Raw genomic sequence first — 10,812 nt, forward strand, 5'->3', positions numbered from 1 at the left:
GGGTGGGGCGGTGGCTGACTCGAGGCGGTGGTCCAACTTTGTATTCGCCGGGCTCTTCGCCCTGGCGCTGATTCTCTTCTCCAGGATTCTGCTGCCGTTCCTGATGCCGGTGTTGCTGGGCGGCTTCCTGGTGGTGCTGTTCATGCCGGTGCAGGACTCCCTGTGCCACAAGCTGGGGGGACGCAAGTCTCTCAGCGCCGGGGTGTCCACCGTCACCGTGTTCGTCCTCATCCTGGCGCCGCTGGCGCTGGTGGGGTGGATGGTGGCGCGCGAGGTGTTCCAGCTCGTGGGCCAGGCGCAGACCCTGCTGGAGCAGCAGCACCTGCGTCACCCGTTCCTCGCCAGCCTGCCGCTGGGCCTGGAGCGCTACCTCCGGCTGGACGCGGACAGCGCGGAGACGGAGCGGGCGCTCCTGGCCGCGGTGACGGGCGGCGCGTCGCTGCTGCGCGACGTGGCGGCGGCGGGCACGGACCTGGTCATCAACCTGTTCCTGATGTCCGTGGCCATGTACTACTTCTTCCTCGACGGGCGCCGGCTGGTGGCCGAGGTCATGCGGCTCATCCCGCTGGACCGGCGCTACTTCGAGGCCTTCGCGCGCGAGTTCACCGACGTCGCCTACGCCATCATCTATGGCAACACCCTCACCGCGCTCATCCAGGGCGCCGTGGGCTTCGTCGGGCTGCTCATCGCGGGGGTGCCGCACGCCGGCGTGTGGGGCGCCGCCATGGTGCTGGTGGCGCTGGTGCCCGTGGGCGGCACGGCCTTGGTGTGGGGCCCCATTGGCGTGGTGCTCATCGCCGCCAACCAGGTGGGCGAGGGCGTCTTCCTCCTGGCCTGGGGCGCCTTCCTGGTGGGCAGCATCGACAACGTCATCCGGCCCCGGCTGTGTGGCTCGCGCATGGCGCTGCACCCGCTGCTCGTCTTCCTGTCCATGTTCGGCGGGCTGGCGGTGTTCGGGATGATGGGCCTGCTGGTGGGGCCGCTCATCGCCTCCATCTTCATGGCCATGGTCCGCATCTACCGCCGCGACTTCCTGGGCATCGGACGCGCCGAGGACCTGTCCACCGATGAGGAGAGCACGTCGACGCCTCCCATGTCCTCCCGCAGGTCACCCGCGGCGCAGGCGATGGGGCCCGCGGCGACGTTCAACGCCTGAGCGGCGGGAGCACCGCCGAGCCTGGACTTCCCCGACAGGGTGGGTGAACCTCCCCGGAGAATGACGACCGCCCGACACTCGATGGTTCGCTGGGGACTGTGGTGTGCCCTGGTGGTGGCGCTGGCCTCGCCGCAGGCCCTTTCCGCCGCGGTGAAGCGGAGGGGCATGGCGGTGGCCCCGGAGTCGCACACCACCACCACCACCACCACCGCCCCTTTCCTGGAGGTGTCGCTGGACACGGGCTCGGGCGGCACGGTGGGGGATGGGCCGGCGCGCCCGCCCCTGGCGCGGCTGACGCTGGGGGGCACGACGACGTGGCGCAACTACTGCGCGCGGCCCGGCGTGAAGTCCTGTGGCGAATATGACCGGCTCCCGGCGAACGAGCGCCTGGGCGACACGGTGAGTTATGCGTCGTCGGTGCCGTACCTGGGCATTTCCGCCGAGCTGGAGCTGCTGCCGCTGGCGCACAGCGCGTCACTGTTGCGGGGACTGGGTCTGTCGCTGGGCTACCGGCGCGGGTTTTCCTCCACGAACGTGACGCTGGTGGGTGACGCCGGCCAGTCGACCACGCGCGAGGTGGTGGCCACGGACTCGGTGCTCACGGCGCAGGCGCTGTACCGCCATGACTTCGGCACGGGAGCGTCGAGCGCGCCGCCAGGCTACGCGGGGCTGCGCGCGGGCCTGCTCACCCGCGCCTTCGACGTGGACGCGTCCGCCAACAGCCCGCTCACCGGGACGCACCGTTTGTTCCCCGCCGTGGGGCTGGAGGTGTCGGTGCCGCTGCTGCGCTGGGTCCGGCTGGAGGGCGCGGGACAGTTCTTCCTGAGCCCGAAGCCGGGCAAGGGCCTGGGCGGCGGCGGCGCGGCGCTGGACGCGGAGGTCAGCGACTACGGCACGTCGGTGTCCAGCTTCGGCTGGGAGGCGGAGCTGGGCGTCGGGGGCGACCTCTGGGGGCCCTTCGGCTACTCGGTCCGCTTCCGCCTGTCCCGCTTCCAGGACACGTTCTCCGGCGCCGGAGCCAAGCTGGGCTGGGATGAGGGCGGGGTGGCGGCGGAGACGTACTCCAGTCTGCACTGGGGCATCACCGCGTCCTACTGAGGCGCGTTGCCGGCTCCCACTCCGGCGCGGCGGAGGCGTAGGGTGCGGACATGTCCGAGCACGTGTCCCCCCAGGAGCTGCGCAGGAAGTGGAAGCTGGCGAACGCGGAGCCGCTGGAGGGAGGTCACCGGCTCGACGCGTACCGCGCGCTGGCGCACGGCTGTCCCGCGTTCGTCCCCAACCTCTTGTCGTTGAGCCGCACGTTGCTGGCCGGAGGGCACGAGGCGGCGGACGCGGAGGCCGCGGCGACCGAGGCCGAGCAGGTGCTCCGCTCCGCGTCGGACGTCTCCGCGGGGGCTCCGGAGCCCCTGCTGGCGCTGGGACACTTCCTGGTCTCCGTGCGACAGGCGCCCGACGAGGCGGAGCGGGCCTTCTCCTCCGCGGCCAGCGCGGCGATGGCCTTGCTGGAGGAGGCGTGGGCGGGGTGGATTCACGCGCTGGGCGCGCAGGGACAATTGGACGCGGCGCTGGAGGTGGAGGAGCGGGCGCGGAGCCTCTTTCCCAGCTCCAAGGCGGTGACCCAGGCGGTGGCGTTCGCGCGCGCGCGGTCGGGTACGCGCTGACGCGGATTCCACCCCGTCAGGACATGCGCTCCAGCGAGCTCCGGCCGCCGGCCCGCACGGCCTGACGGTGCTGGGCAATCCGGTTGCGAGCCCACTCCGGGGCCAGCTCCAGCTCCTCCGGGAAGAAGAGGTCCTCGCCCATCCCCTTGACGCGCACCTGGATGAGCGGGTCATCGGGGTACTGCGTGGCCGGGTCGTCGAACACCAGCCCCACGACGATGCCCGTCTTGCCCAGGAAGCGCTGGCTGATGGTGCCGTCCCCGGAGTGCGGCACGACCTTCACCGTCGCGCCAATGCGCACCGGGGCGCCGTCCACGTCCTGACAGATGATGAGTGAGGGGTCCTGGGTCATGGCGCGTAGGAGCGGGGCTTGAGCGACTTCGAGATGACCACCAGCACGGCGGTGATGACGACCCATGCGAGCAGGTGGTGGGTGAGGACGTGCTGCGCGTCCTTTTCGCAGGCGAGCTCGCCGAGCAGCGCGCCCGTCGCACCCACGGACAGGCCCGCCACCACGGCGCGCAGCGGCTGGAAGAAGGCGCCCCGCAGCGCGAGCAGCGCGACCCCCAGCGGCACCACGTCGATGGCCAGGTGACTGACGGTGCAGACCCAGCCCGGGAGCGAAGAGGGGGCGTGCGGCGTGGCCCGGGCGAGCACCAGCGCGGCCGCGGTGACCACCGCCAGCCCCACGCCCAGCCGGCGCATCCAGCGGCCCTTGGGGGACAGCGCGCCCCACGCGCACACCGCGCTGGTTCCCACCAGCATGGCCAACAGCGGCGCGCGCGCCAGGAGCAGCGGGCTGGTGACGGCGCCCACCGCGAGCATCACCGCGGCCGCCAGCAGGCCCAGCCCCGCGGACGCCGCCATCAGCCAGACGGCCTGCGTGCGCCAGCGCCGCACCGGACGACGCAGCGCCAGCTCGCCCCGGGCCGCGGCGAGCACGCGCTCCAGCGCGGCGCTGTCCTTCGCGGGCGCCTGGGTGAGCAGCGGATCCAGGTCCATCGGTGGCTTCATCGCGCCACCTCCAACGCCAGCTCGCCCAGCAGCTCGCGCAGCTTCTCGTAGCCCCGGTGCGCCCGCAGCCGCGCGGCGCCAGGGCTGATGCCCCGCAGCGCGCCAATCTCCTCGAAGGACCAGCCCTCCACCTTGCTGAGCACCACGGCTTCACGGTGGTCCGGGGGGAGTCGTTGCAAGGCATCCAGCAGGTGCCTGCGCAGCGCCGGGTCGCTGTCATCCGGCGCCGGGGACGCGGGCGTCGCGGTGTCCTCCCGGGAGGCGTAGGCGTCCACGTGTCGTTGGTGCCTCAGCGCGTCGCGCGCGGCGTTCGCGGCGATGGTCATCAGCCAGGGCGTGAAGCGGGTGCCGGGCTCATAGCGGCCTCGCGAGCGGATGACGGACAAGAAGGTGGCCTGGAGCAGGTCTTCCGCGAGCGCGCCGTTGCGCACCATCCGGGCCAGGAAGCCTTGGACCCGAGGCGCGTGCCGCGCGAAGAGGTCCTCGAAGGCGTCCGATGCTCCGTCGCGAAACCGTTCCATGAGCTCTTCGTCCGTTTGGCTCCGCATCACCCGGCTCCTCTACGGGCCACCCGCGAAAGTGTTTCCAGCGGTCGCGATTCTCAAGGTCCAGCGGGAAAATCGTTGAAAGGTCGCGGGGTTGTGTGCGCCGTCAACATCCCGTCCTGCCCCGGAGGGCGAGGCCGTTAGTGTTGGGCGCGGAGGCACCTCGGACGCGTGGACCATTGGAGCATCGAAGGCATGGGGGCGGGGTTGGTGGCAAGCCTGCTGGCGGGCACGGCGACGGGACTGGGCGCGCTGCCCGTGCTCGTCACCTCGGAGCTCAGCCGGAAGGCCCAGGACCGGATGTTGGGCTTCAGCGCGGGGGTGATGCTGGCGGCCACGTCCTTCTCACTGGTCATCCCCGCGATGGAGTTGGTGAGAGGGCAGGGCCATGGCGGGCTCTCGGCGGCGCTGCGCGTGGCGGCGGGGGTGTTGCTGGGTGGACTGTTCCTGCGCGTATGGCACGACCTGATGCCGCACGAACATTCCCTCAAGGGCCATGAAGGCCACGGCGGCGCGAAGTGGAACAGCGTGCTGCTGTTCGTGCTGGCCATGACGCTGCACAACTTCCCGGAGGGCCTGGCGGTGGGCGTGTCCTTCGCCGCGCCGCAGCCGGAGCTGGGCCTGTCGGTGGCGCTGGGCATCGGCGCGCAGAACATTCCCGAAGGCCTGGTGGTGGCGCTGGCGCTGCGAGCCACGGGCGCGTCCTCGGCGCGCGCCGCGTTCCTGGCGCTGCTCACCGGCCTGGTGGAGCCAGTGGGGGCGCTGTTCGGCCTCCTGGCCTTGTCCCTCAGCGCCGCGCTGCTGCCGTGGGGACTGGCCTTCGCGGGCGGAGCGATGCTCTACGTCATCAGCCACGAGATGATTCCGGAGAGCCACCGCGGCGGCTTCGAGCGCGAGGCCACCACCGGCCTCATGTGGGGCTTCGTGCTCGCGCTGGTGCTGGACATGTCGCTGGGCTGACGGCGCCCGGTGGGACTTACGCGGGCAGCAGCACCAGGCGGGCAATCTCCGGGGGCGCGCCCACGCGCATGGGCGGGCCCACGAAGCCGCAGCCCCGGCTGACGTAGATGAGCGAGTCGCCCGTGCGGCTCAGGCCCGCGTTGCGCGCTCCCCAGATGAGGTCGCCCATCAGGTTGGCCGGGAACATCTGTCCGCCGTGCGTGTGCCCTGAAACCTGGAGCCCCACGCCGCGCCGGGCCACCTCGTCGAAGTTGGACGGCTGGTGCGCCAGCAGCACGGAGGCCCTGTCGGCCCGCACGTCGCGCAGCGCCGCGTCCAGGTCATAGCCGCGCTCGCCCAAGCGGTGCGCGCTCCAGTCGTCCACGCCCGCGAGCTGGAAGGACGCCGCGCCGTCTCCAATGGACACGGCGCGGTTGCGCAGCACGTGGATGCCCAGCCCCTCCAGGAAGGCGACCCACGAGTCGGCGCCCGAGTAGTAGTCGTGGTTGCCGGTGACGAAGTAGGTGCCGTACCGCGCGCTCAGCTTCCCCAGGCTGGCGGCGAAGACACCGAGCGAAGCCACGGAGCCGTCCACCAGGTCCCCGGTGATGGCGATGACGTCCGGCTTGAGGGCGTTGGTGCGGGCCACCAGCTCCTCCATGAAGCGGCGCTGAATCACCCCGCCGATGTGGATGTCGGTGAGCTGCACCAGCGTCAGGCCCTCCAGCGCGCGCGGCAGGTGGGGCAGCCGCACGGGGATGTCGCGCACATCGGGTGGGTGGTACGCGCGCCAGCCGCCGTAGGAGCTCACCGCCACGCCCGCGAGTCCCGCGCCCACCGCGAGCCCTTGCCCCAGCAAGGCCCGGCGCTCCGGCGAGGCGGGCACGGTGGGGAGGGTCGTCTCCGCGCGGGCCCTGCGGCGCTCACGCCACGCGGCCAGGGCCCGCACCGCGTCCACCGCCAGGGTGAACATGAGCAGGTAGAGGACCAGGCCAATCCACAGGAGGAAGACGATGCCCAGGCGCCGAGCGCCCTCGGAGGGCAGCACGGCGCCAATGGCCCGCGCGCCCAGGGCGCCCACGAAGCCCACGGCGAACAGCCCCTGGGCGGTGCGCCGCAGCCACTTGCGCTTCGTCACGTCACGGACGAGCCGGCGGTAGAGATAGACATGGCCCACCGACAGCACGGCGAGCACGGGAACGATGAAGAGGAGCAGGCTGACCCAGCGTGGCATCGGGAACCCTGCATAACGGACGCCTCCCCGCCGCGCTCCAGGATTCCAGGGGGGCAGGCAGGAAGATGGCGCGGGCGCACCCCAGGCCCCTTTCCCACGCCGCCGGGCCGGGGCAGGCTGCGCCGTCCCGCGAGGCCGATACCCGGTCCGCGCACCCCTTCGAGGTCGTCATGCTCCGCTCCCTGCTGGCTCCCATGCTCCTGGCTGTCTCGCTGCTCGGCTGTGGCGACGACGAGAGCGTCAACCCCGACTCGGGAGACCCGACCAAGGTGACGTACGCGGAGTCGCTCAACGTGGACCTCGCCGCGATGACCCGCCTGCAGAGCGGGCTCTACATCCAGGACACGTTCCTCGTGGAGGACGGCGCGGTGGCCGAGTCGGGCAAGCGCGTGCAGGTGCGCTACACGGGCTACCTGCCGGACGGCCGGAGCTTCGACGCCACCGGAAATGGGCCCGCCCTTGGCTTCACCCTGGGCGTGGGGCAGGTCATCGCCGGTTGGGATGAAGGCATCGTCGGCATGCGCGTGGGGGGCCGCCGCCGCCTCATCATCCCGTCGTCCCTGGGCTACGGCGCCACCGGCTCGGGCGGCCGGATTCCGCCGTACACGGTCCTCATCTTCGACACCGAGCTCGTGTCCGTCCGCTGACGCAGGCGAAGAACTCCGCTCGCCGACGTGTTATAGGATTTCCGTGTCTTCCGGGAAGTCCGGGCCGGCGTGGACCGGCCCGGAGGTGCGTGGTGACCCGGAATGGGGGAGGCGCGTGATGTCGCGGTCCGAAGCGGAGATGAGTCTGGAAGGTCCCCGAGCAGCCGTCTTGGGGGAGGGCGCGTTCCACGTGCTGCTCATGCAGCCGTCGTCCGAGGTGGCGGCGCAGCTCTACGAGGAGCTGGGGAGCTCCCAGCGCGAGCGGCTTCAGAAGGAGGCCGCGCAGGCCGCGGTGGCGGAGCGCCAGCGGCTGGCGGAGGTCCTGCGCCAGGCCCGCGACTTCTCGGGGGCCGCGCGCCTGCTGGATGGCTGCGGCGCGGCGGCCCTGGTGGCGGAGCTGTACGTCCAGGGCGGGCGCTACGTGGACGCGGCGGAGGCGTACCTGCGCGCCGGTGAAGTGGAGCGCGCCGCGGCCGCCTTCGAGCGGGGCGGGGCCATGGAGCGCGCGCTGGAGGCCTACCGCGGCCTGGGCGCGCGCGAGGCCATGGCGCACTGCCTGGTGCGCCTGGGCCGTCCGTATGAGGCGGCGCAAATCTACCGCGACCTGGGCCAGCCGCACGCGGAGGTGGAGGCGCTCGCGAGCGTGCCCTCGGGTGACCCGCGTCACCTGGAGTCCGTGCTGCGCATGTGCAAGCTGCTGGACGGGGAGGGCTTCACGCGGCGCGCGCTGGCGCTCCTGGCCGACACGATGCGCGGCTCGGAGACCGCCCGGGGAGACCCGGCGCTCGCCGCGGAGAAGGCCCGGCTGCTGCACCGCCTGGGCATGGACGCGGAGGCGAAGGCCGTCATCGCGCGCCTGCCCTCGAACTCGGCGGCGCCGGAGTCCAATGGCTACCACTACCTGAAGGCCATTCCCATCTTCGGGGAGCTGTCGCTCGACGACATGAAGGACCTGTACCGCGTGGCGCGGCAGGTGCTCATCCCGGCCGGCGCGGTGCTGCTGGAGAAGGGTTCGCCGGGCAGCGGCCTCTTCGTGCTCCTGGAGGGCGCGGTGGACGTGTTCAGCGGCCCGGAGCCGGAGGCGCGCCAGCTCAACACGCTGGGGCCTGGCGCGTACCTGGGGGAAATCTCCCTGGTGCAGGATGCCCCGGTGTCCGCGCAGGTCCGCGCGCGCACGGCGGTCCGCGCGCTGCGCATCACCCGCGCGGGGTTCCAGCACTACCTGGACACGCATGACGCGGCGGCGCTGCGCATCTTCCGCCTCTTCACGCACAACCTCGCGGCGCGGGTGCGGGCGCTCAGCACCTGACGGCGCGCATGTCTGTCATTCCGGGCTCGCGTATTCACACGCGCGCCCGGATTGACAGCGCGGCGTCTGTGCATTACTTCAAACGCATCATGAGGCCCGTCTTCTTCAACGCCCTGCTGAGTGCGCGCGCTTTCGCGCCGGCGGCGGACGTGCGCCTCGCCCCCCGTCACGAGGTTCTGCTCGACATTTGAGTGGGCGGACCGGTGTCCTCCGGCGCGCGGGTTGGCTGGTTCCCGTGTGCCGTGAGTCCCGGCTCCGCCCTCTCTCTCATGCCGCGTCCTCGTGTGTCCTCATGCGTCCCTGAGCGGGCCTGACGCGCCCCTCCGGCGAGCCGCGTGTGTGTGCCGCCGGGGCCTTCGCGGCGTCGTCCCTTCGCTTCAACCAGCGCCTCAACTCAACCCGCGGGCCTCGCTGCCCGACGGGAACGGGAGTCCTTCATGTCTCGCCACACACGCATCGAGCGGTACCGCAACATCGGCATCATGGCGCACATCGACGCGGGGAAGACGACGCTCACCGAGCGCGTCCTCTACTTCACCGGGCGCATCCACGCCGTGGGAGAGGTGCACGACGGCTCCACGGAGCTGGACTGGCTGCCGCAGGAGAAGCAGCGCGGCATCACCATCACCTCCGCGGCCACCACCGCGTTCTGGCAACCCCGGCAGGGGATGGGCGCGGGTGTGCCCCACCGCATCAACATCCTGGACACCCCGGGGCACGTGGACTTCACCATCGAGGTGGAGCGCTCGCTGCGCGTGCTGGACGGCGCGGTCGCCGTCTTCGACGCGAGCCAGGGCGTGGAGCCCCAGTCGGAGGCGGTGTGGCGGCAGGCGGACCGGTACAACGTCCCGCGCATCGCCTTCATCAACAAGATGGACAAGGTGGGCGCGGACTTCGCCATGAGCGTCGCGTCCATCCAGGCGCGGCTGGGCGCGCGTCCGGTGGCCGTGCAGTGGCCCCTGGGTGAAGGCTCGGCGTTCCGCGGGCTGGTGGACCTGGTCCGCATGCGGGCCGTGACGTTCGACGGGGAAGACGGAGGCTTCGTCGGCGAGCAGGCCGTGCCGGAGGCGGTGCGCGCGGAGGTGGAGGCGCAGCGGCTGCGGCTCATCGAGGCGTGCGCGGACGCGGACGCCGCCGTGCTGAAGAAGTTCGTGGACGGGCGGCTGGAGGACATCACCGCGGAGGACCTGGAGCGCGCGCTGCGCTCGGGCACCCTCGCGCGGACGCTGGTGCCGGTGCTGTGCGGGTCGGCCTTCAAGAAGAAGGGAGTGCAGATGTTGCTGGACGCCATCGTCAACTACCTGCCGGCGCCGTCGGACATGCCCGCCGTGGAGGGCTTTGTCCCGGGCACGGAGGCGCGTGTGTCCCGGCCCGTGTCCGATTCGGGGCCGCCCTGCGCCCTGGCCTTCAAGCTCATGAGCGACAAGGCCGTGGGCGGCATCGTGTTCCTCCGCGTCTATTCGGGCACGTTGCGCGCGGGCACCGTCCTGCTCAACCCCGCCACCGGGCGGCGTGAGCGGGTGGGGCGCTTGATGTTCATGCACGCCAACCGCCGCGAAGAAGTGGCGGAGGTCCATGCGGGGGACCTCTGCGCGGCGCTCGGCCTGAAGGGCGTGCGCACGGGCGACACGTTGTGCGACCTGGCGGAGCCCGTGGTGCTGGAGTCGCTGGGGGTCATGGAGCCCGTGGTGCAACTCGCCGTGGAGGCGCGCTCGCCCGCGGAGCTGACGAAGCTGGAGGCCGGCCTTCACCGGCTGGCGGCGGAGGACCCGTCGCTGCGGGTGGGCGTGGATCCGGAGAGCGGCCAGGTGCTGCTGTCCGGCATGGGTGAGCTGCACCTGGAGGTGGTGGTGGACCGCTTGAGGACAGAGCACGGCGTGGAGGCCCGCGTGGGCCAGCCCCAGGTGGCCTGGCGCGACACGCTCCGGCGCCCGGTGCGTCAGGCGTACCGCCACGTCCGCCAGTCGGGCGGGCCCGGACAGTACGCGTACGTGGTGCTGGACGTGGGGCCGGCGCCGCGTGGCGCGGGGCTCGTCTTCACGGACGACACGCGCGGGGGCACCATCCCCAAGGAGCTGGTGCCCGCCATCGAGAAGGGCGTGGCCGGGGCCATGGCCCGAGGCGTGCGGGACGGCGTGCCGCTGGTGGACGTGGAGGTGCGGCTGGTGGATGGGGACACGCACGTGCGTGACTCCACGCCCCAGGCCTTCGCCGTGGCCGGCTCCCTGGCGCTCCAGGCGGCGGTGCACAGGGCGGGCGTGCAGCAACTGGAGCCGGTGATGGAGGTGGAGGTCACCACGCCCGAGG

At 72.0% G+C, this 10,812-nt stretch carries 12 protein-coding genes; 8 read left to right on the forward strand and 4 right to left on the reverse strand.

Annotated features, from left to right (window positions below; all coding sequences use genetic code 11):
* The first annotated feature begins 10 nt into the window (after positions 1 to 10).
* From G4D87_RS25105 to G4D87_RS25115, 3 genes are read left to right on the forward strand one after another with little or no spacing between them, the layout of a single operon-like run.
* Positions 11 to 1,156: an AI-2E family transporter gene (locus G4D87_RS25105; RefSeq protein WP_163784749.1), complete on the forward strand. Its 1,146-nt coding sequence runs from the start codon at positions 11 to 13 to the stop codon at positions 1,154 to 1,156.
* A 60-nt stretch (positions 1,157 to 1,216) separates the two neighbouring features.
* On the forward strand, positions 1,217 to 2,254 hold the full coding sequence (locus tag G4D87_RS25110) for a hypothetical protein (protein WP_240358586.1): 1,038 nt from the start codon (positions 1,217 to 1,219) through the stop codon (positions 2,252 to 2,254).
* A 50-nt stretch (positions 2,255 to 2,304) separates the two neighbouring features.
* Positions 2,305 to 2,817 carry a hypothetical protein gene (locus G4D87_RS25115; RefSeq protein WP_163784751.1) on the forward strand — a complete coding sequence of 171 codons (513 nt, stop codon included), beginning with the start codon at positions 2,305 to 2,307 and terminating at the stop codon, positions 2,815 to 2,817.
* A gap of 16 nt (positions 2,818 to 2,833) precedes the next feature.
* Here G4D87_RS25115 and G4D87_RS25120 read toward each other — a convergent pair whose 3' ends face one another.
* The 3 genes from G4D87_RS25120 to G4D87_RS25130 are packed head-to-tail and all read right to left on the reverse strand — an operon-like array spanning position 2,834 to position 4,379.
* Positions 2,834 to 3,169, reverse strand: a complete 336-nt coding sequence (locus G4D87_RS25120) for a Carotenogenesis protein CarS (RefSeq protein WP_163784752.1) — start codon at positions 3,167 to 3,169, stop codon at positions 2,834 to 2,836.
* A complete protein-coding gene (locus tag G4D87_RS25125; protein WP_163784753.1) occupies positions 3,166 to 3,831 on the reverse strand; it encodes a DUF1109 domain-containing protein in 666 nt (221 codons plus the stop codon). Before G4D87_RS25125 ends, G4D87_RS25120 begins: the two co-directional genes overlap by 4 nt.
* Complete coding sequence (locus G4D87_RS25130) at positions 3,828 to 4,379, reverse strand: RNA polymerase sigma factor (RefSeq protein WP_163784754.1); 552 nt, start codon at positions 4,377 to 4,379, stop codon at positions 3,828 to 3,830. The genes G4D87_RS25125 and G4D87_RS25130 overlap by 4 nt, the downstream gene beginning before the upstream one ends.
* A gap of 192 nt (positions 4,380 to 4,571) precedes the next feature.
* Here G4D87_RS25130 and G4D87_RS25135 point away from each other — a divergent pair, with 192 nt between their 5' ends.
* Positions 4,572 to 5,336 (forward strand): ZIP family metal transporter, encoded by a 765-nt coding sequence (locus G4D87_RS25135; RefSeq protein ID WP_176409644.1) that lies wholly within the window; start codon positions 4,572 to 4,574, stop codon positions 5,334 to 5,336.
* Positions 5,337 to 5,352: 16 nt separating this feature from the next.
* Here the strand turns inward: G4D87_RS25135 and G4D87_RS25140 are convergent, their stop codons facing one another.
* Positions 5,353 to 6,549 (reverse strand): metallophosphoesterase, encoded by a 1,197-nt coding sequence (locus G4D87_RS25140; protein ID WP_163784756.1) that lies wholly within the window; start codon positions 6,547 to 6,549, stop codon positions 5,353 to 5,355.
* Positions 6,550 to 6,719: 170 nt separating this feature from the next.
* Between G4D87_RS25140 and G4D87_RS25145 the strand changes: the two genes are divergently transcribed.
* From G4D87_RS25145 to fusA, 4 genes are all read left to right on the forward strand, one after another.
* Positions 6,720 to 7,196, forward strand: a complete 477-nt coding sequence (locus G4D87_RS25145; RefSeq protein WP_240358587.1) for an FKBP-type peptidyl-prolyl cis-trans isomerase — start codon at positions 6,720 to 6,722, stop codon at positions 7,194 to 7,196.
* A gap of 118 nt (positions 7,197 to 7,314) precedes the next feature.
* Positions 7,315 to 8,505, forward strand: coding sequence for a cyclic nucleotide-binding domain-containing protein (locus G4D87_RS25150; RefSeq protein WP_163784758.1), 1,191 nt, complete (start codon positions 7,315 to 7,317; stop codon positions 8,503 to 8,505).
* A gap of 8 nt (positions 8,506 to 8,513) precedes the next feature.
* Complete coding sequence (locus G4D87_RS25155) at positions 8,514 to 8,696, forward strand: hypothetical protein (protein ID WP_163784748.1); 183 nt, start codon at positions 8,514 to 8,516, stop codon at positions 8,694 to 8,696.
* Between the two features lie 246 nt (positions 8,697 to 8,942).
* Positions 8,943 to 10,812, forward strand: a 1,870-nt coding sequence (gene fusA, locus G4D87_RS25160) for an elongation factor G (RefSeq protein WP_163784759.1), incomplete at its 3' end; no start/stop codon positions are given.

Origin of the sequence: Myxococcus vastator (assembly GCF_010894475.1) — a bacterium.
GTDB lineage: Bacteria > Myxococcota > Myxococcia > Myxococcales > Myxococcaceae > Myxococcus > Myxococcus vastator.

Bases quoted from the DNA above. Each gene is read 5' to 3' on its own strand.
- G4D87_RS25110 (WP_240358586.1), top strand. From the start codon at position 1,217: ATGACGACCGCCCGACACTCGATGGTTCGCTGGGGACTGTGGTGTGCC.
- G4D87_RS25115 (WP_163784751.1), top strand. From the start codon at position 2,305: ATGTCCGAGCACGTGTCCCCCCAGGAGCTGCGCAGGAAGTGGAAGCTG.
- G4D87_RS25120 (WP_163784752.1), bottom strand. From the start codon at position 3,169: ATGACCCAGGACCCCTCACTCATCATCTGTCAGGACGTGGACGGCGCC.
- G4D87_RS25125 (WP_163784753.1), bottom strand. From the start codon at position 3,831: ATGAAGCCACCGATGGACCTGGATCCGCTGCTCACCCAGGCGCCCGCG.
- G4D87_RS25130 (WP_163784754.1), bottom strand. From the start codon at position 4,379: ATGCGGAGCCAAACGGACGAAGAGCTCATGGAACGGTTTCGCGACGGA.
- G4D87_RS25135 (WP_176409644.1), top strand. From the start codon at position 4,572: ATGGGGGCGGGGTTGGTGGCAAGCCTGCTGGCGGGCACGGCGACGGGA.
- G4D87_RS25140 (WP_163784756.1), bottom strand. From the start codon at position 6,549: ATGCCACGCTGGGTCAGCCTGCTCCTCTTCATCGTTCCCGTGCTCGCC.
- G4D87_RS25145 (WP_240358587.1), top strand. From the start codon at position 6,720: ATGCTCCGCTCCCTGCTGGCTCCCATGCTCCTGGCTGTCTCGCTGCTC.
- G4D87_RS25150 (WP_163784758.1), top strand. From the start codon at position 7,315: ATGTCGCGGTCCGAAGCGGAGATGAGTCTGGAAGGTCCCCGAGCAGCC.
- G4D87_RS25155 (WP_163784748.1), top strand. From the start codon at position 8,514: ATGTCTGTCATTCCGGGCTCGCGTATTCACACGCGCGCCCGGATTGAC.